Annotated in this window: 24 protein-coding genes and 3 riboswitches; of the genes, 19 read left to right on the forward strand and 5 right to left on the reverse strand. The window is 42.0% G+C overall.

The annotated features are described in order from the left end of the window. The first annotated feature begins 42 nt into the window (after positions 1-42). The 7 genes from typA to pyrE all read left to right on the forward strand — a co-directional run bounded on the left by typA (position 43) and on the right by pyrE (position 7548). Positions 43-1884, forward strand: a complete 1842-nt coding sequence (gene typA, locus NMM17_RS08065; protein WP_000164111.1) for a translational GTPase TypA — start codon at positions 43-45, stop codon at positions 1882-1884. 19 nt (positions 1885-1903) lie between these two features. Next, positions 1904-2158, forward strand: coding sequence for a DUF3165 family protein (locus tag NMM17_RS08070; RefSeq protein WP_000262671.1), 255 nt, complete (start codon positions 1904-1906; stop codon positions 2156-2158). Between the two features lie 114 nt (positions 2159-2272). Then, positions 2273-3625: a UDP-N-acetylmuramoyl-L-alanine--D-glutamate ligase gene (gene murD / locus NMM17_RS08075; protein ID WP_000863062.1), complete on the forward strand. Its 1353-nt coding sequence runs from the start codon at positions 2273-2275 to the stop codon at positions 3623-3625. A 1-nt stretch (position 3626) separates the two neighbouring features. Continuing rightward, complete coding sequence (locus tag NMM17_RS08080) at positions 3627-4685, forward strand: UDP-N-acetylglucosamine--N-acetylmuramyl-(pentapeptide) pyrophosphoryl-undecaprenol N-acetylglucosamine transferase (protein ID WP_000724824.1); 1059 nt, start codon at positions 3627-3629, stop codon at positions 4683-4685. 9 nt (positions 4686-4694) lie between these two features. Next, positions 4695-5948, forward strand: coding sequence for a cell division protein FtsQ/DivIB (locus tag NMM17_RS08085; protein ID WP_000031172.1), 1254 nt, complete (start codon positions 4695-4697; stop codon positions 5946-5948). 232 nt (positions 5949-6180) lie between these two features. Continuing rightward, entirely contained in the window at positions 6181-6882 is a 702-nt protein-coding gene (gene pyrF, locus NMM17_RS08090; protein WP_001206727.1) for an orotidine-5'-phosphate decarboxylase, read from the forward strand. 33 nt (positions 6883-6915) lie between these two features. Continuing rightward, complete coding sequence (gene pyrE, locus NMM17_RS08095) at positions 6916-7548, forward strand: orotate phosphoribosyltransferase (RefSeq protein ID WP_000170901.1); 633 nt, start codon at positions 6916-6918, stop codon at positions 7546-7548. A gap of 165 nt (positions 7549-7713) precedes the next feature. Here the strand turns inward: pyrE and NMM17_RS08100 are convergent, their stop codons facing one another. Genes NMM17_RS08100 through NMM17_RS08115 form a run of 4 tightly spaced genes read right to left on the reverse strand, consistent with a single transcriptional unit; the run spans position 7714 to position 10668 of the window. After that, positions 7714-8580 (reverse strand): cysteine ABC transporter substrate-binding protein, encoded by an 867-nt coding sequence (locus tag NMM17_RS08100; RefSeq protein ID WP_000765264.1) that lies wholly within the window; start codon positions 8578-8580, stop codon positions 7714-7716. A gap of 11 nt (positions 8581-8591) precedes the next feature. Further along, entirely contained in the window at positions 8592-9350 is a 759-nt protein-coding gene (locus tag NMM17_RS08105; protein ID WP_000004998.1) for an amino acid ABC transporter ATP-binding protein, read from the reverse strand. Then, the gene (locus NMM17_RS08110; RefSeq protein ID WP_033684005.1) at positions 9351-10028 is read right to left on the reverse strand and encodes an amino acid ABC transporter permease; all 678 of its coding nucleotides are present in this window, start codon (positions 10026-10028) and stop codon (positions 9351-9353) included. Beyond that, positions 9988-10668: an amino acid ABC transporter permease gene (locus tag NMM17_RS08115; RefSeq protein ID WP_254754212.1), complete on the reverse strand. Its 681-nt coding sequence runs from the start codon at positions 10666-10668 to the stop codon at positions 9988-9990. Before NMM17_RS08115 ends, NMM17_RS08110 begins: the two co-directional genes overlap by 41 nt. Positions 10669-10883: 215 nt before the next feature. Between NMM17_RS08115 and lctO the strand changes: the two genes are divergently transcribed. The 9 genes from lctO (at position 10884) to thiE (ending at position 18756) form a co-directional block, all read left to right on the forward strand. Then, positions 10884-12020, forward strand: a complete 1137-nt coding sequence (gene lctO / locus NMM17_RS08120) for an L-lactate oxidase (protein WP_000120714.1) — start codon at positions 10884-10886, stop codon at positions 12018-12020. A gap of 147 nt (positions 12021-12167) precedes the next feature. Further along, positions 12168-12256, forward strand: a riboswitch (TPP riboswitch). A gap of 205 nt (positions 12257-12461) precedes the next feature. Further along, positions 12462-13130, forward strand: a complete 669-nt coding sequence (locus NMM17_RS08125) for a TenA family protein (RefSeq protein ID WP_000449808.1) — start codon at positions 12462-12464, stop codon at positions 13128-13130. A 123-nt stretch (positions 13131-13253) separates the two neighbouring features. Next, positions 13254-13342, forward strand: a riboswitch (TPP riboswitch). 155 nt (positions 13343-13497) lie between these two features. After that, the gene (locus NMM17_RS08130) at positions 13498-14058 is read left to right on the forward strand and encodes an ECF transporter S component (RefSeq protein ID WP_000915275.1); all 561 of its coding nucleotides are present in this window, start codon (positions 13498-13500) and stop codon (positions 14056-14058) included. Further along, positions 14059-15444, forward strand: coding sequence for an ATP-binding cassette domain-containing protein (locus NMM17_RS08135; protein WP_254754213.1), 1386 nt, complete (start codon positions 14059-14061; stop codon positions 15442-15444). A gap of 1 nt (position 15445) precedes the next feature. Next, entirely contained in the window at positions 15446-16096 is a 651-nt protein-coding gene (locus NMM17_RS08140; RefSeq protein ID WP_254754214.1) for an energy-coupling factor transporter transmembrane component T, read from the forward strand. Positions 16097-16106: 10 nt separating this feature from the next. After that, a complete protein-coding gene (gene tenA / locus NMM17_RS08145; protein WP_254754215.1) occupies positions 16107-16799 on the forward strand; it encodes a thiaminase II in 693 nt (230 codons plus the stop codon). Positions 16800-16803: 4 nt separating this feature from the next. Then, positions 16804-17328 carry an energy coupling factor transporter S component ThiW gene (gene thiW / locus NMM17_RS08150; protein ID WP_050236841.1) on the forward strand — a complete coding sequence of 175 codons (525 nt, stop codon included), beginning with the start codon at positions 16804-16806 and terminating at the stop codon, positions 17326-17328. Beyond that, positions 17328-18131 carry a hydroxyethylthiazole kinase gene (locus NMM17_RS08155; RefSeq protein WP_254754216.1) on the forward strand — a complete coding sequence of 268 codons (804 nt, stop codon included), beginning with the start codon at positions 17328-17330 and terminating at the stop codon, positions 18129-18131. The genes thiW and NMM17_RS08155 overlap by 1 nt, the downstream gene beginning before the upstream one ends. Further along, on the forward strand, positions 18124-18756 hold the full coding sequence (gene thiE / locus NMM17_RS08160) for a thiamine phosphate synthase (RefSeq protein WP_254754217.1): 633 nt from the start codon (positions 18124-18126) through the stop codon (positions 18754-18756). Before NMM17_RS08155 ends, thiE begins: the two co-directional genes overlap by 8 nt. 103 nt (positions 18757-18859) lie before the next feature. Here the strand turns inward: thiE and thiD are convergent, their stop codons facing one another. Then, on the reverse strand, positions 18860-19651 hold the full coding sequence (gene thiD / locus NMM17_RS08165) for a bifunctional hydroxymethylpyrimidine kinase/phosphomethylpyrimidine kinase (RefSeq protein WP_254754218.1): 792 nt from the start codon (positions 19649-19651) through the stop codon (positions 18860-18862). An 83-nt stretch (positions 19652-19734) separates the two neighbouring features. Continuing rightward, a riboswitch (TPP riboswitch) is annotated at positions 19735-19832 on the reverse strand. Positions 19833-20015: 183 nt separating this feature from the next. Between thiD and NMM17_RS08170 the strand changes: the two genes are divergently transcribed. From NMM17_RS08170 to NMM17_RS08180, 3 genes are read left to right on the forward strand one after another with little or no spacing between them, the layout of a single operon-like run. Next, positions 20016-20411 carry a CopY/TcrY family copper transport repressor gene (locus tag NMM17_RS08170; protein ID WP_001167203.1) on the forward strand — a complete coding sequence of 132 codons (396 nt, stop codon included), beginning with the start codon at positions 20016-20018 and terminating at the stop codon, positions 20409-20411. A 10-nt stretch (positions 20412-20421) separates the two neighbouring features. Further along, the gene (locus NMM17_RS08175) at positions 20422-20793 is read left to right on the forward strand and encodes a cupredoxin domain-containing protein (RefSeq protein WP_000935055.1); all 372 of its coding nucleotides are present in this window, start codon (positions 20422-20424) and stop codon (positions 20791-20793) included. A gap of 9 nt (positions 20794-20802) precedes the next feature. Next, the gene (locus NMM17_RS08180) at positions 20803-23046 is read left to right on the forward strand and encodes a heavy metal translocating P-type ATPase (protein ID WP_000134996.1); all 2244 of its coding nucleotides are present in this window, start codon (positions 20803-20805) and stop codon (positions 23044-23046) included. Positions 23047-23163: the final 117 nt, after the last annotated feature.

Genomic DNA, 23163 nt, shown 5'->3' on the forward strand with positions numbered 1-23163 from the left:
CGTTCAGTTAGAAAATAAATTTTGAATATTATAGAGGAAATCATGACAAAACTTAGAGAAGATATCCGTAACATTGCGATTATCGCCCACGTTGACCACGGTAAAACAACCCTCGTTGACGAATTATTGAAACAATCAGAAACGCTTGATGCACGCACTGAATTGGCAGAGCGTGCTATGGACTCAAACGATATCGAAAAAGAGCGTGGAATTACCATCCTTGCTAAAAATACAGCTGTTGCCTATAACGGAACTCGTATCAATATCATGGACACACCAGGACACGCGGACTTCGGTGGAGAAGTTGAGCGTATCATGAAAATGGTTGACGGTGTTGTCTTAGTCGTAGATGCCTACGAAGGAACAATGCCACAAACTCGTTTCGTATTGAAAAAAGCCTTGGAACAAGACCTTGTCCCAATCGTGGTTGTCAACAAAATCGATAAACCATCAGCTCGCCCAGCAGAAGTAGTGGACGAAGTCTTGGAACTTTTCATCGAGCTTGGTGCAGATGACGACCAGCTTGACTTCCCAGTGGTGTATGCTTCAGCGATCAATGGAACTTCTTCATTGTCAGATGATCCAGCTGACCAAGAAGCTACTATGGCACCAATCTTTGACACGATTATCGACCATATCCCAGCTCCAGTAGATAACTCAGATGAGCCTTTGCAGTTCCAAGTATCACTTTTGGACTACAATGACTTCGTTGGTCGTATCGGTATCGGTCGTGTCTTCCGTGGTACTGTTAAGGTTGGGGACCAAGTTACCCTTTCTAAACTTGATGGTACAACTAAAAACTTCCGTGTTACAAAACTCTTCGGTTTCTTTGGTTTGGAACGTCGTGAAATCCAAGAAGCAAAAGCAGGTGACTTGATTGCCGTTTCAGGTATGGAAGATATCTTTGTCGGTGAAACAATCACTCCGACAGATGCAGTTGAAGCTCTTCCAATCCTACACATCGATGAGCCAACACTTCAAATGACTTTCTTGGTCAACAACTCACCATTTGCTGGTAAAGAAGGTAAATGGGTGACTTCTCGTAAGGTGGAAGAACGCTTGCAGGCCGAATTGCAAACAGACGTTTCCCTTCGTGTTGATCCAACTGATTCACCAGATAAATGGACTGTTTCAGGACGTGGAGAATTGCACTTGTCAATCCTTATCGAGACAATGCGTCGTGAGGGATATGAACTTCAAGTATCTCGTCCAGAGGTTATCGTAAAAGAAATCGACGGTGTTAAATGTGAACCATTTGAACGTGTTCAAATCGACACTCCAGAAGAATACCAAGGGTCTGTTATCCAAAGCCTTTCTGAACGTAAGGGTGAAATGTTGGATATGATTTCAACTGGTAATGGTCAAACTCGTTTGGTCTTCCTTGTTCCAGCGCGTGGTTTGATTGGATACTCAACTGAGTTCTTGTCAATGACTCGTGGTTACGGTATCATGAACCATACCTTCGACCAATACTTGCCATTGATTCCAGGGGAAATTGGTGGTCGTCACCGTGGTGCCCTTGTTTCTATCGATGCTGGTAAGGCTACAACTTACTCAATCATGTCTATCGAAGAACGTGGTACAATCTTTGTCAACCCAGGTACTGAGGTTTATGAAGGAATGATCATCGGTGAAAACTCTCGTGAAAACGACTTGACAGTTAATATCACTAAGGCTAAACAAATGACTAACGTTCGTTCAGCTACTAAGGACCAAACAGCTGTTATCAAGACACCTCGTATCTTGACACTTGAAGAGTCTCTTGAGTTCTTGAACGACGATGAGTACATGGAAGTAACGCCTGAGTCTATCCGTTTGCGTAAACAAATCCTTAACAAGGCAGAGCGTGAGAAAGCTAACAAGAAGAAAAAATCAGCTGAATAAGAGCTAGAAAGAGATAAAAATGGTTTATTTAATCATAGGACTCCTCTTATTACTACTCTATGTATTTGCGACACCAGAAAGCATTAAAGGGACAGTCAATATCGTCCTTGTCGTCTTTGCTTTTGTAGCACTCTTGATTTTGCTGATGCTATCTGTTCTGCAAATCTTTCAGCTACCGACAGAATTCTTTATCGCAATCGCTATGCTCTTCCTAGCATACTTTAGCTTGCGAGATATTACCCTCATGTCGGTCCATAAAAGTAAAAGAAGATAAAAAGAGAGTTTTGGCTCTCTTTTTGCTTGTTAGAATGCTGAATCTGAGCATTTTCGTTTAGAATTATTTCCATAAAAATGGTAAAATAGTAAGAGTAGAAATGGAGTTCGAGACATGAAAGTAATAGATCAATTTAAAAATAAGAAAGTCCTTGTTTTAGGTTTGGCTAAGTCTGGTGAATCTGCAGCTCGTTTGTTGGACAAGCTAGGTGCCATTGTGACAGTAAATGATGGGAAGCCTTTCGAGGACAATCCAGCTGCGCAAAGTTTGCTGGAAGAAGGGATCAAGGTCGTTACAGGTGGCCATCCTTTGGAACTCTTGGATGAAGAGTTCGCCCTCATGGTGAAAAATCCAGGTATCCCTTACAGCAATCCCATGATTGAAAAGGCTTTGGCTAAGGGAATTCCAGTCTTGACTGAGGTGGAATTGGCTTACTTGATTTCAGAAGCGCCAATTATCGGTATCACAGGTTCGAACGGTAAAACAACCACAACGACTATGATTGGGGAAGTTCTGACTGCTGCTGGGCAACATGGTCTTTTATCAGGGAATATCGGCTATCCAGCTAGTCAAGTTGCCCAAACTGCGTCAGACAAGGACACTCTTGTCATGGAACTTTCTTCTTTCCAACTCATGGGCGTTCAAGAATTCCATCCTGAGATTGCAGTTATTACCAACCTCATGCCAACTCATATCGATTATCATGGTTCTTTTGAGGAATATGTAGCAGCCAAGTGGAATATCCAGAACAAGATGACAGTAGCTGATTTCCTTGTCTTGAACTTTAACCAAGACTTGGCAAAAGAATTAGCTACTAAAACACAAGCTACAGTTGTACCATTCTCAACACTTGAAAAGGTTGATGGAGCTTATCTGGAAGATGGTCAACTCTACTTCCGTGGGGAAGTTGTCATGGCAGCAAATGAAATCGGAGTTCCAGGTAGCCACAATGTGGAAAATGCCCTTGCGACTATTGCTGTAGCCAAGCTTCGTGGTGTGGATAACCAAACCATCAAAGAAACTCTTTCAGCCTTTGGAGGTGTCAAACACCGTCTCCAGTTTGTGGATGAAATCAAGGGTATCAAATTCTATAATGATAGTAAGTCAACCAATATCTTGGCTACTCAAAAAGCCTTGTCAGGATTTGACAACAGCAAGGTCGTCTTGATTGCAGGTGGTTTGGACCGTGGAAATGAGTTTGACGAATTGGTTCCAGATATTACTGGACTCAAGAAGATGGTCATCCTGGGTCAGTCTGCAGAACGTGTCAAACGGGCAGCAGATAAGGCTGGTGTGGCTTATGTGGATGCGACTGATATTGCAGATGCGACCCGCAAGGCCTATGAATTTGCGACCCAAGGAGATGTGGTTCTTCTTAGTCCTGCCAATGCCAGCTGGGATATGTATGCTAACTTTGAAGTACGTGGCGACCTCTTTATCGACACAGTAGCGGAGTTAAAGGAATAATATGAAAAAAATTGTCTTTACAGGTGGGGGGACGGTTGGACACGTTACCCTCAACCTTTTGTTAATGCCCAAGTTCATCGAAGATGGCTGGGAAGTCCACTATATAGGGGACAAGCGTGGTATCGAACACCAAGAAATCCTCAAGTCAGGTCTAGATGTCACCTTCCATTCCATTGCGACTGGAAAATTGCGTCGATATTTCTCTTGGCAAAATATGCTGGATGTATTTAAAGTTGGCTGGGGAATTGTCCAATCTCTCTTTATTATGTTGCGACTTCGTCCACAGGCCCTTTTTTCAAAGGGAGGCTTTGTCTCAGTACCGCCTGTTATCGCTGCGCGTGTGTCAGGAGTGCCAGTCTTTATTCACGAATCTGACCTGTCTATGGGCTTGGCCAATAAAATCGCCTATAAATTTGCGACGAAGATGTATTCAACCTTTGAGCAAGCTTCAAGTTTGTCTAAGGTTGAGCATGTGGGAGCAGTGACCAAGGTTTCAGATCAAAAAACTCCAGAACCAGATGAATTGGTGGATATTCAAACCCACTTTAATCCAAAATTGCCAACTGTATTGTTTGTTGGCGGTTCTGCAGGTGCTCGTGTCTTTAACCAATTGGTGACAGACCATAAGAAAGAACTGATAGAGCGCTACAATATTATCAATCTAACTGGAGATTCTAGTCTGAACGAGTTGAGCCAAAATCTTTTTCGTGTTGACTATGTGACCAACCTTTATCAACCCTTGATGGAATTGGCTGATATTGTTGTGACACGAGGTGGTGCCAATACGATTTTTGAACTCTTGGCCATGGCAAAATTGCATGTTATTGTGCCGCTTGGTCGTGAAGCTAGTCGTGGTGACCAGATTGAAAATGCAGCCTACTTTGTTAAGAAAGGCTATGCAGAAGAGCTTCAAGAAAGTGATTTGACCTTGGATAGTTTGGAAGAGAAGCTTTCTCACTTACTAAGTCACAAGGAAGATTACCAAGCCAAGATGAAGGCTTCCAAGGAATTGAAATCTCTAGCAGATTTTTATCAATTGTTGAAAAAAGATTTATCATAAGGAAAGTAAATGTCAAAAGATAAGAAAAATGAGGGAAAAGAAATCCTCGAAGAATTTAAAGAGTTATCAGAATGGCAGAAACGAAACCAAGAATATCTAAAAAAGAAGGCTGAAGAAGAGGCGGCCCTAGCTGAGAAGAAGGAAAAGGAAAGACAAGCACGAATGGCTTCAAAATCTGAAAAGTCAGATGCAACTGAGGACCAAGAGAGTGAATCTGATCCAAAAGACCCCAAAACAGCTAAGGATGATGCCAAAGAAAAAGTAGAAGAGTCAGAAGACGTCAAAAAAGAAGCAGCCAAAGAAGAACCAAAGTCTAAAAAGACAGAGAAAGAGGATAAACGGGATAAAAAAATAGAGAAAAAGCCTGTAAAGGAAAAACCGGTCAAACCGAAAATTCCAGGAGTTCATATCTTGCGAGCTCTAACGATTTTATTTCCAAGTCTGCTTTTATTGATTGTCTCTGCCTACTTACTCAGTCCTTATGCGACCATGAAGGATATCCGTATTGAGGGAACGGTGCAAACTACAGCTGATGATATTCGACAGGCTTCAGGCATTCAGGATTCGGATTATACGATTAACCTTCTGCTAGACAAGGCAAAATATGAAGAGCAGATCAAGTCTAATTATTGGGTGGAATCAGCTCAGCTTGTTTACCAATTTCCAACTAAGTTCACTATCAAGGTCAAGGAATACGATATTGTTGCCTACTATGTTTCTGGTGAAAATCATTATCCTATTCTTTCCAGTGGTCAGCTTGAGACCAGTGCTGTGAGCTTGGTCAGTCTGCCAGAAACTTATTTGTCTGTTCTCTTTAATGACAGTGAACAAATCAAGGCTTTTGTCTCAGAACTTTCTCAAATTAGTCCAGAACTCAAGGCGGCTATCCAAAAGGTGGAATTAGCCCCAAGCAAGGTAACTTCCGATTTAATTCGATTGACCATGAATGATTCGGACGAAGTCTTGGTTCCGCTTTCTGAAATGAGTAAGAAACTGCCTTATTACAGCAAGATTAAGCCTCAATTATCAGAACCGAGTGTGATTGACATGGAAGCTGGAATCTACAGCTACACTGTAGCGGATAAATTAATTATGGAGGCTGAGGAAAAAGCCAAAAAAGAGGCCGAAGAAGCTGAGAAGAAACTGAAAGAGGAAGAGAAGAAAAGACTGGAAGAACAGCAGAATAAACTCGAAGAAGAGAAGAAGAAGCTGGAGGAACAAAGCAATCAAAACCAAACGACCCAGCGCTCATCGCGTCGCTAGGCTTACCTTTTCTACTATAGCTCTTTAGTGACCATGTTTTTACTTGACAAGTGCTGGTAGAAATAATAGAATAGTAAAAAACCTTTAAAGCAGTCCAGAGAGGCAGCTAAGGTTAGACGGTGAAAGGGTGGAGACTACCCATTTTTCGTGGAACCTTGCTGTTGGCAGGTTCCTTTTTTCGTGGCTTCTGTTGCCCAGACTCTCTCACTAGCAAAGGTAAAAGGAGAAACCTATGCGAGAACATCGTCCAGTCATTGCTCTTGATTTTCCTAGTTTTGAGGCAGTCAAGGAATTTTTAGCTCTTTTCCCAGCAGAAGAAAGTCTTTATCTAAAGGTAGGAATGGAGCTTTATTACGCAGCGGGGCCTGAGATTGTATTTTACTTGAAAGATCTGGGTCACAGTGTCTTTTTGGATCTCAAGCTTCATGACATTCCCAATACAGTTAAATCAGCTATGAAGGTCCTATCTCAGCTTGGTGTGGATATGACTAATGTTCATGCTGCTGGTGGTGTAGAGATGATGAAGGCGGCGCGTGAAGGTCTTGGAAGTCAAGCAAAATTGATAGCTGTAACGCAGCTTACATCAACGTCAGAAAACCAGATGCAGGAGTTTCAAAATATCCAAACCAGCCTGCAAGAGTCTGTGATTCATTATGCTAAGAAGACGGCTGAAGCGGGATTAGATGGTGTTGTTTGCTCGGCTCAGGAAGTGCAAGCCATCAAGCAGGCTACCAATTCAGATTTTATCTGTCTGACACCGGGCATTCGTCCAGCAGGAGCTGCAGTTGGAGATCAAAAACGCGTCATGACACCTGCTGATGCCTATCAAATCGGTAGTGATTATATCGTAGTGGGACGTCCCATTACCCAAGCTGAGGATCCTGTTGCAGCTTATCATGCCATTAAGGATGAATGGACACAGGACTGGAATTAAAGAAATAGATTAGAAAAATAAAAGGAGAATACCATGACACTTGCTAAAGATATCGCTAGCCACCTCTTAAAAATCCAAGCCGTTTACCTCAAACCAGAGGAGCCTTTCACTTGGGCATCTGGTATCAAGTCACCGATTTACACTGATAATCGTGTGACACTAGCCTATCCAGAAACTCGTACCTTAATTGAAAATGGTTTTGTAGATGCTATTAAAGAATCCTTTCCTGAGGTAGAAGTGATTGCAGGAACTGCAACAGCAGGGATTCCACACGGAGCTATTATTGCTGATAAGATTGATTTACCTTTTGCCTACATCCGTAGCAAACCAAAAGATCACGGTGCTGGTAATCAAATCGAAGGCCGCGTAGCTCAGGGTCAAAAAATGGTAGTGGTTGAAGATCTTATTTCAACAGGTGGTTCTGTTCTCGAAGCCGTAGCAGCAGCCAAGCGAGAAGGAGCAGATGTGCTTGGTGTAGTAGCAATTTTCAGTTACCAATTGCCAAAAGCAGATAAGAACTTCTCAGATGCAGGTGTCAAACTTGTGACGCTTTCTAACTACAGTGAACTCATTCACCTAGCCCAAGAAGAAGGCTATATCACACCAGAAGGACTCGACCTCCTAAAACGCTTTAAAGAAGACCAAGAAAATTGGCAAAATGTTTAAAACATAGAAAAACAGGTAGTCGCTAGGATTACCTGATTTCTTTTTGTGATGTTTTGAATGTTATACTCAATGAAAATCAAAGAGCAAACTAGGAAGCTAGCCACAGACAGTACTTGAGTACGGCAAGGCGAAGCTGACGTGGTTTGAAGAGATTTTCGAAGAGTATTAGTCAACTTTTCCGCCTTCAACAACTAGGTCATCTGCTTTAGCAGCGTCACCGTAGGTTGGATGAAGTGTTTTTTCATAGGCCTTGTGGAAGAAGTTTTCCTTACCTAATTTTTCAATATCTTTATTGATGAAGTCTAGCAATTCTTGGTTCCCTTTTTGAACTGCTGCTGCAATGGTATCTGGATTACCAAGAGAAGTAATTCCTACTTCAAATCCTTTGTTTTCAAGCGCCCAAGCTAGGACTTCCGTATTGTCAGTAGAGAAGGCATCTCCACGTCCGTCAAGAAGGGCTTGGTAAGAGTCACTGTATTGGTCGTATTTTTGAAGTTTGATTTCTGGATGATTCTTTTCAAAATAAGTCTCAGCAGTCGTTCCTTTTGTAACAATCAAAGTTTTACCTTCAAGTTGTTTGACGTCTGTAATGAGACCAGTCTTAGGTGATACGACACCAAGAGAAACTTTCATATATGGAAGGGCAAAATCAACTTGTTTCTTACGTTCGTCAGTCACTGTAAAGTTGGCAAGAGTAATATCTACCTTGTTTGAAATTAAGTATTCAGCACGGTTTGCAGCATCGACTGAAACGTATTTAACCTTCACCCCAAGGTCTTGTGCCAGTTGGTTCCCAAGTTCAATATCGTAACCTTGGTAAGAACCGTCATTGTCAACGTAACCAAACGGTTTTTTATCTCCAAACACGGCGACTCGTAACTCACCGCTTTTTTTGATTTCATCAATAGTGCGTGCCTTGGCAGTCGTTTTTCCAGATGATGAGCCAGCATTTCCACCTGAGCTACAAGCTGTGACAAAGATAAGGGCGAAGGCAAGTGCCAAAACAGTTAAGAGTGGTTTGAATAGTTTCATAAGAATCTCCTTTATAGATATGAGCCAAATTGGCTAAAGTCAAAGACGTTTAAAAATTCCTGAGCTCGTTTAGTTTGAGGATTGGTAAAGAAGGCTTGAGCTGTTCCTTCTTCAGCAATTTTCCCTTGGTCTAGGAAGATAATGCGGTCTGCAATGGCTTGGGCAAACTGCATTTCGTGGGTTACTAAAATCATGGTACGGCCTTCTTGGGCCAAGTCATTGATGAGTTCCAGAACCTCACGCACCATTTCTGGATCCAGCGAAGCAGTCACTTCATCAAAGAGGATAATTTCTGGATGCATGAGCAGGGCACGGACAATTGCAACCCGTTGCTTCTGTCCGCCAGATAATTGACGCGCAAAGCTATGTTGTTTGTCTAGCAAACCGACACGGTCTAGTAATTGCAAAGCTTCCTCTGTCGCTTCTTTCTTGTCCCTTCCCTGAGCCTTGATAGGGCCTAGGATGAGGTTTTGTAGGACATCCAGATGGGGAAAGAGTTCATAGCTTTGAAAGACCATGCCAATCTTTTGGCGAACTAGGTGAAAATCTTTTTTATTTTCAACGATAGACTGACCATCCAGTAGGATATCTCCACCTTGAATACTTTCTAATCCATTGAGGCAACGAAGGAGAGTACTTTTCCCACAACCAGATGGCCCTAGGATGACCACAACTTCCCCTTTTTTGATATCTAGGGATAGTCCTTGGAGGATAGGATTGTCTCCGAAGGATTTTTTGAGTTCCTTGATTTCTAAGATAGTTTCAGACATTTAGTTCCTCCAATGTTTTTCTAGGTGAGTGGATAGTTTGGAAATAGGGAAGCAAACTGCGAAATACAAGACCAGAATGGTTCCATAAATCCAGAAGGAAGCGGTTGGGATGGTCAGGCGATTGCTATCAATGATTTGTTGTCCAACCTTGGTCACTTCAACAACCCCAATCAAAACAACCAAGGAAGTGGTTTTGATCATCCGAGTGACAAGATTGATGGCTTGTGGAAGTAATCTTCTCAAAACCTGTGGGATGATGATGTGGTAGTAAAGTTGAACATTGGTCAAACCTAGCGCCTGTCCACTTTCAAACTGATGCTTAGGGAGGGAAGTGATGGCTCCACGGACCAAGTCCCCCATTTCAGCTGTTCCCCAGAGGGTGAAAACGATAATAGCAGAAGTCTCACCTGAGATATTGATATTAAAGTTTCGAGCCAAGCCAAAGTAAACGATGAAGAGTAGCACCAGCTGGGGCATGATACGGATGAATTCTAAATACAATCGTGTTAAAAATCGTACGATTCTAGAATGGGAGGTCATAATGATTCCCATGACTGTCCCGAATATCATGGATAAGAGGACAGACAGGATGGATATGCCAATCGTAACGCCCAATCCCTGTAAGATTCTCAAGAGATTATTTCCCTGGAAGAGTACTTGTATTCCCGAATCCTGCATGGCGGAGCCTCCTTTCTATCCAACTAAAGACCAGTGAGATGGGTAGCAGCATAATCAGATAAGCACCTACCAACATAGCTAGCGCAATGTCTGTCTCATAGTAGAGCCCAATCAAGTCCTTGGCGACGTACATGAGGTCAGCCAAAGCCACTGCTGAGAAAACAGAGGTTTCCTTGATGAGGAAAATGACATTGGCACTAAAAGAAGGTAGAGCAACTGCTGTTGCTTGAGGAAGAATCACATAGCGAAAGACCTGTAGGGGTGTCAGACCGATGGCTAATCCAATCTCCTGCTGGGTTTGACTGACGGCTTCCAGCCCACTTCGGAAAGATTCTGCCATATAGGAACCTCCTAAAAAGACCAGTCCTAGAGTGGCACAGACTTCTGAAGATAGGACAATTCCTATTCGGGGCAGACCGAAGTAGAGAAAGAAGAGTTGAATCAAAAGGGGCGTGTTGCGTGACAGTTCGATGTAGGCTGTCGCTATTTGCGCCAAAACAGGGATGCGGTAATGTCGGATGATACTAACGATTAAACCGAGCAGAAAAGATCCCAAAATTCCCCAAACTGCAATATGCAAGGTTAGAAGAAATGCCTTTTGATATAGTGGTAGATATTGTTCAACAATGGACCAATCCAAAAATAGAACCTCCTATCTAGAAATAATACAGTTATTGTAGCACTTAAAAGCTACTTTGAATAATATGTATTTTTTATTGCCGTTATAAGGATTTTTTATCATAGACAGAATTTTTCTGAAATTTCCAAACAAAATATTTGAAAAATTTTGAAAAAAGAGTTAAGATATTTTTGTAATATACAAAGTAAACGCTTACTTATTAAGGAGGGCATTTTATGTCATATAAAACAAGCAATGCAGAAGGTCATGTAGATTTCATCAATACCTATGATTTGGAGCCAATGGCGCAACAAGTTATTCCGAAAGCAGCATTTGGCTATATCGCTAGTGGGGCAGAAGATACTTTCACTTTACGTGAGAATATCCGCGCCTTTAACCACAAACTCATCGTTCCGCATACTCTTTGTGATGTTGAAAATCCAAGTACAGAGATTGAATTTGCAGGTGAAAAATTGTCTTCACCAATCATCATGGCGCCTGTTGCGGCTCATAAATTAGCAAATGAACAGGGTGAAGTGGCTACTGCGCGTGGTGTGCATGAGTTTGGTTCCCTCTATACAACCAGCTCTTACTCTACTGTAGACCTTCCAGAAATTACGGAGGCCCTTCAAGGGACACCTCACTGGTTCCAATTTTACTTTAGTAAAGATGACGGGATTAACCGCCACATCATGGACCGTGTGAAGGCTGAAGGTTATAAAGCGATTGTCTTGACGGCAGATGCTACTGTAGGGGGCAATCGTGAGGTGGATAAGCGTAATGGTTTTGTCTTCCCAGTTGGCATGCCGATTGTTGAAGAATACTTACCAGAAGGTGCTGGTAAATCAATGGACTTTGTTTACAAATCAGCTAAACAACGCTTGTCTCCACGTGATGTAGAATTTATCGCTGAATACTCTGGACTTCCTGTTTATGTTAAGGGACCACAATGCCGTGAGGACGTTGAACGTTCGCTTGCTGCAGGTGCTTCTGGTATCTGGGTAACCAACCATGGTGGTCGCCAAATTGACGGTGGGCCAGCTGCCTTTGACTCACTTCAAGAAGTAGCAGAAGCAGTTGATAAACGCGTGCCAATTGTCTTTGACTCAGGTATTCGTCGTGGTCAACACGTCTTTAAAGCCTTGGCTTCAGGAGCAGACTTGGTAGCTATTGGTCGCCCTGTTATCTATGGTCTGGCTCTTGGCGGTAGTGTCGGTGTGCGTCAAGTCTTTGAACACTTGAATGCGGAATTGAAGACAGTCATGCAATTGTCTGGAACTCAGACCATTGAAGATGTCAAACACTTCAAACTTCGTCACAACCCATACAACCCAACCTTCCCAGTTGACCCACGTGACTTAAAATTGTATTGATAAAACAGCTTGCCTCCACTAAGTGTGGAGGTTTTTGCTTGTGTTTTAATAAAGGAAAATATATCAAAATCTATATAAATATATTTTCCAATCAAATATCTTGCTAGAGCTTTCATTTTTTGCTATACTGGTGCAGTAATTAAATAATAAAGACATTTGGGGTGCTTTAGGCTGAGATGATACCCATTGAACCTGATACAGTTAATACTGGCGAAGGGAAATGTGAACAGTTTTTTTCGTATGGCGAAATGAACGATCTAATCTTGTAAGTCAACTCTAATTCTTGATTGTAATTGGAGTTTTTTTGTTTATATAAACTGGAGAGGCTTATTTAGGTAGCTCTCTGCAAATGCCCTCGATGTTCTTTAAAAAGGTCAAGTAAAACTAGGATTTTCTTGGTATTTTGTTGATTACGAACGAGTAAAGAGAGGAAAAGTAAATATGGAAACACAAGACTATGCATTTGAGCCAGGTTTGACTGTTGGAGAATTATTAAAAAGCAGTCAGAAGGATTGGCAGGCTGCAATCAATCATCGTTTTGTTAAGGAACTTTTTGTGGGGACAATTGAGAATAAGGTCTTAAAAGACTACCTAATTCAAGATTATCACTTCTTTGATGCCTTCTTATCCATGCTGGGTGCTTGCGTAGCCCACGCAGACCAGCTTGAATCCAAACTTCGTTTTGCTAAGCAACTAGGTTTTCTTGAAGCAGATGAAGATGGTTATTTCCAAAAGGCTTTTAAAGAGTTAAAAGTATCTGAGAGTGAGTATCTAGAAGTGACCTTGCACCCTGTAACAAAAGCTTTTCAGGAGCTTATGTATTCTGCTGTGTCATCATCAGATTATGCCCATCTTTTGGTCATGCTGGTTATTGCAGAAGGTCTCTATTTAGATTGGGGTTCTAAAGATTTGGCTCTACCTGAAGCCTATATTCATTCGGAATGGATCAATCTCCACAGAGGTCCTTTCTTTGCAGAGTGGGTTCAATTTCTGGTTGACGAACTCAATCGTGTAGGGAAAGGTCGAGAAGATTTGGCAGAACTTCAGCAACGCTGGAATCAAGCGGTTGCTTTAGAATTAGCCTTTTTTGATATTGGTTATGAATTATAGGACAGATGTAATCTTTTTATGTAGCTTAAAAGAATTAAGTGGCAAAATATATAAATATATTTTTCGGTCAAATATCTTGCTAGGGCTTTCAATTTCTGTTATACTAGTCCAGTAATTAAATAATAAAGACATTTGGGGTGCTTTAGGCTGAGATGATACCCATTGAACCTGATACAGTTAATACTGGCGAAGGGAAATGTGAAATGTTTTTTTCGTATGTCGAAAAGAACTGTCTAATCTTGTAAGCTGAACTCTAATTCCTATCTGTAATTAGAGTTTTTTCTTTTACGAAACTGGATGAAGATGATACAAAGCATTTAGGTAGGTCTCCTTGAATGCTCCACTTTTCTTTAAAAAGGAGTTTTTTATGTTGAAAAAATGGCAGTTAAAAGATGTTATTTTACTTGCTTTCTTGTCTATCTTTTTTGGTGGCGTTTTTGTAGGATCTGGCTATCTGTTTGATATCCTCACTCTGATTTTAGCCCCTCTTGGTTTGCAGGCCTTTGCCAATGAAATCCTCTTTGGTCTCTGGTGTATGGCTGCGCCTATTGCTGCAATCTTTGTTCCAAGAGTCGGAAGTGCAACGATTGGTGAAGTGCTAGCTGCGCTTGCTGAAGTCCTTTATGGTAGCCAATTCGGTCTAGGTGCCCTTTTGTCTGGCTTGGTTCAAGGTTTGGGAAGTGAACTTGGTTTTATCGTAACCAAGAATCGCTATGAAAGCTGGCTATCTCTAACTGCTAATAGTATTGGGATTACGCTTGTTAGCTTTGTCTATGAATACATTAAGTTAGGTTACTACGCCTTCTCCCTTCCTTTTGTCCTTTCCTTGCTTGTAGTACGTTTTATTTCTGTCTTTTTCTTTTGTACTATCTTGGTTCGTGCCATTGTCAAACTTTATCATCAGTTTGCAGCTGGGGGCAAGGCATAGATGGGGCTGGAACTACGAGCGATTCAGTCCCCAATCTTCTCTGAGCCGCTTGATTTTACTTTTCATGCGCAAGCCTTTACCTTGTTAGTTGGGAGCAGTGGTTCAGGAAAATCGAGTCTTTTTCAAATGATTGCCCAAGTCAGTTCTCTTCCCTATAGAGGTCAAGTCCTGATAAATGGGAGCGAGGTCAGTCAGCTTTCTATCATCGAACGTGTCCAGACGGTTGGTATTCTCTTTCAAAATCCCAATCATCAATTTACCATGGAGAACTTGTTTGAGGAGCTGATTTTTACCTTGGAAAATATTGGGCATCCCGTTCAGGAAATTGATTCAAAAATAGCAGAGGTTGTCCAGCAATGTCGCTGCAAGGCGATTTTGCACCGTCCCATTCATCACTTATCAGGTGGAGAAAAGCAAAAGGCTGCTTTGGCTGTTCTCTTTGCTATGAATCCTAGGGTCTATCTCTTGGATGAGCCCTTTGCTTCCATTGACCGCAAGAGCAGGTTAGAGATACTGGAGATTATAAAAGAGTTGGCCTCTGATGGGAAGACAGTTATTTTGTGTGACCATGATTTAACGGACTATGAAGCCTATATCGACCATATGGTGGAGCTAAGAGACGGACAACTAAGGGAAGTGTTTCAAATCCCTACCTCTGAGATAACACAGGTTGCTTCAAAGGAAGTTGCTTCTAGCCCAGAACTATTCCATATGGACCGAACGACTTGTGAGCTGGAGAAGCGCCCTCTCTTTTCAATTGCTGATTTTACACTCTACCAAGGAATTTCCTGTATTTTGGGTGACAATGGTGTAGGGAAATCAACCCTTTTTCGGTCTATTCTTCAATTTCAAAAGTATAAGGGGCGCATTAGCTGGAATGGGACAGTCCTGAAAAAGAAAAAGAGTTTGTATCGTGACCTGACGGGTGTTGTTCAGGAAGCTGAGAAGCAGTTTATCAGAGTCAGTCTACGAGAAGAGCTTCAATTAGATGGACCTGATTCTGAAAGAAATCAACGAATTTTCCAAGCTTTACGATATTTTGATCTGGAGCAGGCGCTTGATAAGAGTCCCTATCAATTAAGTGGTGGTCAGCAAAAGATTCTTCAGCTCTTGACCATCTTGACCAGCAAGGCTTCTGTGATTTTACTAGATGAACCTTTTGCTGGTTTGGATGATAGAGCCTGCCATTATTTTTGTCAGTGGATTGTGGAAGACAGAAATCAAGGAAGAAGTTTTCTGATCATTAGCCATCGTTTAGATCCCTTGATCTCTGTGGTTGATTATTGGATTGAGATGACTAGTCAGGGTCTCAGTAATGTGAAAGAAGTGACAATTACCAAACCACTCACATCTCAGAGTAGCAATACTCAAGGGGAGGTGAGATAGTATGGTCAAAGTAGCAACCCAGACACCAATTATCAGTTTCTTCTTGCTGGTTTTATCGCTGGAAACATCTTTCATTCCTTCGATTGCTCTGAATCTTTCGGTAGTCGCATTTTGCATTTTCTTTATGCTTTATTATCGTCGATTTAAAATGTTAGCTTGGATGATTCTGCTCGCCATTTTGCCATCTTTTGCCAACTACTGGGCAGTTCAGTTACATGGGGATGCTTCGCAGGCAGTGATGCTTGGAACGAGGGCTTTTGTGACGGTTTGTATTGGCCTTGTCTTTGTTTCCTCTATTGCCCTAAAAGAGCTTCTCTTGTACTTGGCTCAAAAGGGGTTATCACGTTCTTGGGCCTATGCCTTGATTGTGGTATTCAATTCCTTCCCCCTCATTCAGCAAGAAATCAAGTCCCTTAAGGAAGCTTGCTTATTGCGCGGTCAAGAACTGCATTTTTGGTCTCCCTTGATTTACAGCAAGGTTCTGATGACAGTCTTTAGGTGGCGTCATCTTTATCTGAGAGCCCTGTCGGCTCATGGATATGACGAACATGCACAGGTGGAGAATAGCTATCGGACTTTTTATATTCCTAAAAAAACAAAATTAATCTACCTACTTTTCTTTTTATTGCTTCAAACCAGTCTATTTTTATAAAGGAGATATTATGGAATTTACAGATATTGCGATGGAATTATCCAAGGAAGTTTGGCAGGCCTCCTTTCATCACCCCTTTGTTTTACAGTTGCAAGAGGGGAATTTAGACCCTGCAATTTTTCGCTATTACTTGATTCAGGATGCTTACTATCTTAAGGCCTTCTCAGAAGCCTATCACCTCTTGGCTGAGAAGACTTCAAACCAAGAGATGAAAAAACTCTTGAAACAAAATGCTCAGAGTCTAGTGGAGGGTGAGTTATTTATCCGCCAACAATTTTTCAAGGAATTGGAAATCAGCGATCAGGAAATGGAGCAACATCCAATCGCTCCAACCTGCTATCATTATATCTCTCATATTTATCGGCAATTTGAAGAAACAAATCTAGCCATCGCTTTTGCAAGTTTACTTCCTTGTCCTTGGTTATATCATGATATAGGCAAATCCCTTAATCTTAAACCATCACCAAATCCTCTCTACCAACAATGGATTGAAACTTATATTACAGATGAGTTGGAGCAGCAGATCAGAGAGGAAGAGGCTCTGGTCAATCAACTCTATCGAGAAAGTGACGAGACAGACAAGCAAAAAATGCTAGATGCCTTCCACATCAGTGTTCATATGGAAGCTAAGTTTTGGGAAATGGCTTACCAACACCAGACATGGAAGAGTGATTTACAGTCTTTAGAAAAAGGGGAAGAATAGAAACATGAGAAAGCACCAATTACAAGTTCACAAATTAACCATTTTATCCATGATGATTGCCCTTGATGTAGTCCTAACACCTATCTTTCGGATTGAGGGAATGGCACCGATGTCCAGTGTAGTCAATATTCTAGCGGGAATCATGATGGGACCTGTTTATGCCTTGGCTATGGCTACAGTGACAGCCTTTATCCGTATGACGACTCAAGGGATTCCGCCTTTAGCTCTCACAGGAGCGACTTTTGGAGCCCTTCTAGCAGGCCTCTTTTATAAGTATGGTCGAAAATTTTACTTTTCTGCCTTGGGAGAAATTTTGGGAACAGGTATTATTGGTTCTATTGTGTCCTATCCTGTTATGGTACTCTTTACAGGATCAGCGGCTAAGCTTAGCTGGTTTATCTACACTCCTCGATTTTTCGGAGCAACCTTGATTGGTACAGCGATTTCCTTTATTGCCTTTCGATTTTTAATCAAGCAGGAATTCTTTAAAAAAGTGCAGGGATATTTCTTTGCTGAAAGGATAGACTGATGCTGGAATTATCAAATCCTTTTCCTTTGGAAACGACTTCCCTCATTCACTGCATTACCAATGAAATTTCTTGTGAGATGCTGGCAAATGGGATTTTGGCTCTAGGATGCAAACCTGTCATGGCAGATGATCCCCGTGAGGTTCTTGATTTTACTAAGCAAAGCCAGGCACTCTTCATCAATTTGGGGCATTTGTCAGCTGAGAAGGAAAAAGCAATCCGTATGGCAGCTTCTTATGCAAATCAAGCTTGTCTTCCAATGGTAGTTGATGCGGTTGGTGTATCAGCGTCACCCATTCGTAAGAGCTTAGTCAGAGACCTTTTAGACTATAGCCCTACGGTCCTTAAAGGAAACATGTCGGAAATTCGAAGTCTTGTTGGCTTAAAACACCATGGCGTTGGGGTCGATGCGAGTGCTAAAGATCAAGAAACTGAGGATTTGCTTCAAGTCTTGAAAGACTGGTGTCAGACCTATCCAGGTATGTCATTTTTAGTCACAGGCCCCAAGGACCTCATCGTTTCAGAGAATCAAGTTGCTATACTGGAGAATGGCTGTGCAGAATTAGACTGGATAACAGGGACGGGAGACTTAGTTGGAGCCTTAACAGCTGTTTTTCTCAGCCAAGGAAAGACAGGTTTTGAAGCTTCTTGCTTAGCAGTCTCTTATCTCAATATCTCTGCTGAGAAAATCGTTGTTCAAGGAATGGGATTGGAAGATTTTCGTTACCAAGTACTTAATCAGCTTTCGCTCCTCAAAAGAGATGAAAATTGGCTAGATGCCATCAAAGGAGATGTTTATGAATAGAGAAGCACTTAGATTGTATCTGGTAACCAATCGCTACCAAGATTCAGTGGAAAGTTTTCTTGAAAAGGTTGAGACGGCCTGCCGTTCAGGGGTTACCATAATCCAGCTACGAGAAAAAAATCTCACCACCAATCAATACTATCAACTGGCAAAACAAGTCAAGGAAATAACAGATGCCTATCAGATACCCTTGATCATTGATGATCGTTTGGATGTCTGTCTTGCGGTTGATGCTGCTGGTCTGCATATTGGAGACGATGAACTGCCAGTTTCGGTTGCCCGACAAGTCTTGGGCCCTGAAAAAATACTCGGTGTAACAGCTAAAACGGTAAAAAGAGCCCTCGAGGCAGAAGAAGGGGGAGCAGATTACTTGGGGACAGGAGCCATTTTTCCGACCACGACCAAGGAAAATGCGCCTATCACCCTAATTTCAACCTTGAAAACAATTTGCCAAAGGGTCACCATTCCAGTAGTTGCTATTGGTGGCTTGACATCAGAGAATATTGACCAACTTATCGGCACGGGTATAGCTGGTGTAGCTGTAGTGCGTGATTTGATGCAGGCAGAAGATATAGAGGCAAAAACGCAAGCCTTTTTAACAAAGTTGGATGACATTATTTTTTAATTAATACTCAATGAAAATCAAAGAGCAACCTGCGGCTAGCTTCCTAGTTTGAAGAAGTATAAAAACTCTCTAATTCCCTTAAAGTAGGAACTAGAGAGTTTTTTTAATCTTTAAAACTTGTATGGTTGACTGGGCCAGAACCATGACCGAGTTGAGGGGCGTCTTGAATAGCTTTTGTGATAAAGGCCTTGGCCTTATCAACTGCCTGGTAAAGACTTTTGCCCTTGGCTAGTTCAGCCGTAATCACAGTGGCAAAGGTACACCCAGTACCATGGGTGTGACAGGTTTGAATTCGTGGGCTTTCCCAGACAAATTGTTCATCCTTGGTAAAGAGGAAATCCTTGGCACCACCTTCGAGATGGCCACCTTTGATGACCACTGACTGAGGACCAAATTCTTTTAAAATCAAGCGACCAGCACGTTGCATGTCTTCGGGGTTATTGATTGAAAAACCAACAATTTCTTCTGCCTCAGGAAGATTGGGTGTGATAATGCTTGCAAGTGGAAGCAGATTTGTTTTTAGGTAGGTTCTGGCACTGGTATCAATCAGGGTGTCTCCACTCGTAGCGACCATAACAGGGTCAAGGACGTAGGGACAATTCAGCTTTTTAAGATAGGGCTGGATGATTTCCATGATTTCAGTAGTTGCCAACATTCCAGTTTTTACAGCCTGAGGCTTGATATCCGAAAAGACACTCTCCAATTGGGCTTTCAACATTTGAGGAGAAACGTGCTCGATTAGCTGAACGCCTCTGGTATTTTGAGCGACAAGGCTGGTCACAACGGCCATTCCATAGACATCTCTAGCTTGGAATGACTTTAAATCAGCCATAATGCCAGCACCACCACTAGGGTCAGTCCCTGCAATGGTCAAAGCAACGGGTAAATAAGTCATCTAAAACCTCCCAACCAACTGAAGTTTGTATTCTTAAGAACAAGCTGGCCAGTTTTAGAAAGGCAATAGAAGACTGCTAGTCCCCATTATCATTTCCACTTCCATCAGCTAGCATTACCTAGATTGAGTCAAAGGGTCTAACAGTCGTTAATCTCAGCTTTACGCACCCCTAGTGGTTGTTTTCTTTTTTCTTTAGTATAGCATATTTTTATAGTTTATATAGTAAAATTTGACTGCAAATCTCACGTTACATGGTTATAATTCTATTTTTCGAAAAAATAATAAAAATTATAGTTGACAAATGTAGATTTTAAGGGTATACTGATAATTGTAATTGACAAATGTAGATTTAGGAGGTGCGATTATGCAGATTTCAGATGCAGAATGGCAGGTCATGAAGATTATTTGGATGCAAGGAGAGCAGACTAGTACAGATTTGATCAGGGTTCTGGCGGAGCGGTTCGACTGGTCCAAGTCGACCATTCAAACTCTTTTGGCTCGTTTGGTTGAGAAAGAGTGTCTGACTCGGAAAAAAGAAGGTAAGTCCTTTGTTTATTCAGCTCTTTTAACCCTTGATCAAAGCCGAGCCTTGCTTGTCCAAGATATCAAAGACAAGGTTTGTTCTCGTAGGATTAAGAACTTACTGGCTGATTTGATTATGGAATGTGATTTTACTCTGACTGACTTGGAAGACTTAGAAGCAGTGATTTCAGAGAAGAAATCAAGCGCTGTAACAGAAGTAAAATGTAATTGTATGTAAAGGAGACGTCATGTTAAATAGCATTGTAACTATTATTTGTATTGCCCTTATCGCGTTTATCTTGTTTTGGTTTTTCAAAAAGCCTGAAAAATCTGGACAAAAGGCCCAACAAAAAAAGGGCTACCAAGAGATTCGAGTGGAGGTCATGGGGGGCTATACGCCTGAGTTGATTATCCTCAAGAAATCAGTGCCAGCTCGCATTGTCTTTGACCGTAAGGATCCTTCACCATGTTTGGACCAAATTGTTTTTCCAGATTTTGGTGTACATGCGGACCTGCCAATGGGTGAAGAGTATGTAGTGGAAATCACGCCTGAGCAGGCTGGAGAGTATGGTTTCTCTTGTGGCATGAATATGATGCACGGCAAGATGATTGTAGAATAGGAGAATGATATGACTGAAATTATAAAAGCAAATCTTGAAAATGGTGTTCAAAAAATCCGTATCACGGCAGACAAAGGCTATCATCCAGCCCACATTCAACTGCAAAAAGGAGTTCCTGCTGAGATCACCTTTCACCGTGTGACACCTTCAAACTGTTATAAGGAAATTCTGTTTGAAGAAGAAGGCATCTTGGAACCAATCGGCGTAGATGAGGAGAAAGTCATTCGTTTTACACCTCAAGAATTAGGTCAACATGAATTTTCTTGTGGTATGAAGATGCAAAAGGGAAGTTATACAGTTGTTGAGAAGACTCGAAAATCTCTATCACTTTTACAGCGTTTTTGGATTACTAGTATCTTTACTGTGCCTCTTGTGATCCTCATGATTGGGATGTCGACAGGAGGAATTAGTCACCAAGTCATGCGATGGGGCACCTTTTTAGCCACAACACCGATTATGCTAGTAGCAGGTGGTCCTTATATCCAAAGTGCTTGGGCTAGTTTTAAAAAGCACAATGCCAACATGGATACCTTGGTTGCTCTGGGAACCCTAGTGGCCTATTTCTATAGCTTAGTTGCCCTCTTCGCTGGTCTCCCCGTTTACTTTGAAAGTGCTGCATTTATCTTCTTCTTCGTTCTTTTGGGAGCTGTTTTTGAGGAGAAAATGCGGAAAAATACTTCCCAAGCTGTGGAGAAATTACTTGACTTGCAGGCTAAAACTGCAGAAGTCTTGCGTGAGGATAACTATGTTCAAGTTCCCTTGGACCAAGTCAAGGTAGGCGACCTGATTCGAGTGAGACCCGGTGAGAAGATTGCTGTTGATGGGGTTGTAGTAGAAGGTGTGTCCAGTATTGATGAATCCATGGTGACAGGTGAGAGCCTGCCTGTGGACAAGACAGTTGGAGATACCGTCATTGGTTCAACCATCAATAATAGTGGAACACTTGTTTTTAGAGCAGAAAAAGTTGGTTCAGAGACTGTTTTGGCTCAGATTGTGGATTTTGTGAAGAAAGCTCAAACCAGTCGTGCGCCGATTCAGGACTTGACAGATAAAATTTCAGGGATTTTTGTCCCAGCAGTTGTTATTTTGGGAATCGTGACCTTTTGGGTTTGGTTTGTCTTGCTTAGGGATAGTGTAGTCGTGCTTGGAGCGAGTTTTGTATCTTCTCTTCTCTATGGGGTAGCTGTTTTGATTATTGCCTGCCCTTGTGCCTTGGGTCTCGCAACACCGACGGCTCTTATGGTAGGGACAGGACGCAGTGCCAAGATGGGTGTTCTCCTCAAAAATGGAACTGTCTTACAGGAAATCCAGAAAGTCCAAACTCTTGTCTTTGATAAGACAGGGACTTTGACAGAAGGAAAACCTGTGGTCACAGATATCATCGGCGACGAAGTAGAAGTGCTTGGATTGGCAGCTTCCTTGGAAGAAGCTTCTCAACACCCACTGGCTGAGGCTATTGTTAAGCGAGCGACTGAAACTGGACTTGAGCTTCACACTGTTGAAAATTTCCAAGCCTTGCACGGAAAAGGTGTTTCAGGGCAAATCAATGGGAAACAAGTTTTGCTTGGAAATGCTAAAATGCTGGATGGCATGAACATTTCAAGCGTTTATCAAGAAAAATTAGAAGAACTGGAAAAAGAAGCTAAGACAGTTGTGTTCTTGGCTGTTGAGAATGAAATCAAAGGCTTGCTTGCTCTGCAAGATATTCCTAAGGAAAATGCTAAGCTTGCCATCAGTCAGTTGAAAAAACGAGGTCTTAAAACAGTCATGCTGACAGGAGACAATGCAGGTGTAGCGCGTGCCACTGCCGATCAGATCGGAATCGAAGAGGTCATTGCAGGTGTCTTGCCAGAAGAAAAAGCCCATGAAATCCATAAACTACAAGCGGCTGGAAAAGTAGCCTTTGTTGGGGACGGTATCAATGATGCCCCTGCCCTCAGTGTAGCAGATGTGGGAATTGCTATGGGTGCTGGAACAGATATTGCCATCGAGTCAGCAGATTTGGTGTTGACAACTAATAACCTCCTAGGAGTGGTACGTGCCTTTGACATGAGTAAGAAAACCTTTCATCGTATTCTGCTCAATCTTTTCTGGGCCTTTATCTACAATGTCGCCGGAATTCCGATTGCAGCAGGAGTCTTTTCAGGTGTTGGACTGGCTCTCAACCCAGAACTTGCAGGTCTAGCCATGGCCTTTAGTTCTGTATCCGTTCTGACCAGTTCACTCTTACTAAACTTTAGTAAAATAGACTAAAAGCGGGCTTGCTCGCTTTTTATACTCTTCAAAAATCTCTTCCAACCACGTCAGCTTTGTCTGCAACCTCAAAGCTGTGCTTTGAGCAACCTGTGGCGAGCTTCCTAGTTTGCTCTG

It is taken from the genome of Streptococcus sp. CF7_Ac1-12, from assembly GCF_024295905.1.
In the GTDB taxonomy this organism is placed as follows: domain Bacteria; phylum Bacillota; class Bacilli; order Lactobacillales; family Streptococcaceae; genus Streptococcus; species Streptococcus mitis_AP.

What these genes read in the sequence shown, in the direction of transcription:
- typA (WP_000164111.1), top strand. Translation starts at nt 43, where the DNA reads ATGACAAAACTTAGAGAAGATATCCGTAACATTGCGATTATCGCCCAC.
- NMM17_RS08070 (WP_000262671.1), top strand. Translation starts at nt 1,904, where the DNA reads ATGGTTTATTTAATCATAGGACTCCTCTTATTACTACTCTATGTATTT.
- murD (WP_000863062.1), top strand. Translation starts at nt 2,273, where the DNA reads ATGAAAGTAATAGATCAATTTAAAAATAAGAAAGTCCTTGTTTTAGGT.
- NMM17_RS08080 (WP_000724824.1), top strand. Translation starts at nt 3,627, where the DNA reads ATGAAAAAAATTGTCTTTACAGGTGGGGGGACGGTTGGACACGTTACC.
- NMM17_RS08085 (WP_000031172.1), top strand. Translation starts at nt 4,695, where the DNA reads ATGTCAAAAGATAAGAAAAATGAGGGAAAAGAAATCCTCGAAGAATTT.
- pyrF (WP_001206727.1), top strand. Translation starts at nt 6,181, where the DNA reads ATGCGAGAACATCGTCCAGTCATTGCTCTTGATTTTCCTAGTTTTGAG.
- pyrE (WP_000170901.1), top strand. Translation starts at nt 6,916, where the DNA reads ATGACACTTGCTAAAGATATCGCTAGCCACCTCTTAAAAATCCAAGCC.
- NMM17_RS08100 (WP_000765264.1), bottom strand. Translation starts at nt 8,580, where the DNA reads ATGAAACTATTCAAACCACTCTTAACTGTTTTGGCACTTGCCTTCGCC.
- NMM17_RS08105 (WP_000004998.1), bottom strand. Translation starts at nt 9,350, where the DNA reads ATGTCTGAAACTATCTTAGAAATCAAGGAACTCAAAAAATCCTTCGGA.
- NMM17_RS08110 (WP_033684005.1), bottom strand. Translation starts at nt 10,028, where the DNA reads ATGCAGGATTCGGGAATACAAGTACTCTTCCAGGGAAATAATCTCTTG.
- lctO (WP_000120714.1), top strand. Translation starts at nt 10,884, where the DNA reads ATGTCATATAAAACAAGCAATGCAGAAGGTCATGTAGATTTCATCAAT.
- NMM17_RS08125 (WP_000449808.1), top strand. Translation starts at nt 12,462, where the DNA reads ATGGAAACACAAGACTATGCATTTGAGCCAGGTTTGACTGTTGGAGAA.
- NMM17_RS08130 (WP_000915275.1), top strand. Translation starts at nt 13,498, where the DNA reads ATGTTGAAAAAATGGCAGTTAAAAGATGTTATTTTACTTGCTTTCTTG.
- NMM17_RS08135 (WP_254754213.1), top strand. Translation starts at nt 14,059, where the DNA reads ATGGGGCTGGAACTACGAGCGATTCAGTCCCCAATCTTCTCTGAGCCG.
- NMM17_RS08140 (WP_254754214.1), top strand. Translation starts at nt 15,446, where the DNA reads ATGGTCAAAGTAGCAACCCAGACACCAATTATCAGTTTCTTCTTGCTG.
- tenA (WP_254754215.1), top strand. Translation starts at nt 16,107, where the DNA reads ATGGAATTTACAGATATTGCGATGGAATTATCCAAGGAAGTTTGGCAG.
- thiW (WP_050236841.1), top strand. Translation starts at nt 16,804, where the DNA reads ATGAGAAAGCACCAATTACAAGTTCACAAATTAACCATTTTATCCATG.
- NMM17_RS08155 (WP_254754216.1), top strand. Translation starts at nt 17,328, where the DNA reads ATGCTGGAATTATCAAATCCTTTTCCTTTGGAAACGACTTCCCTCATT.
- thiE (WP_254754217.1), top strand. Translation starts at nt 18,124, where the DNA reads ATGAATAGAGAAGCACTTAGATTGTATCTGGTAACCAATCGCTACCAA.
- thiD (WP_254754218.1), bottom strand. Translation starts at nt 19,651, where the DNA reads ATGACTTATTTACCCGTTGCTTTGACCATTGCAGGGACTGACCCTAGT.
- NMM17_RS08170 (WP_001167203.1), top strand. Translation starts at nt 20,016, where the DNA reads ATGCAGATTTCAGATGCAGAATGGCAGGTCATGAAGATTATTTGGATG.
- NMM17_RS08175 (WP_000935055.1), top strand. Translation starts at nt 20,422, where the DNA reads ATGTTAAATAGCATTGTAACTATTATTTGTATTGCCCTTATCGCGTTT.
- NMM17_RS08180 (WP_000134996.1), top strand. Translation starts at nt 20,803, where the DNA reads ATGACTGAAATTATAAAAGCAAATCTTGAAAATGGTGTTCAAAAAATC.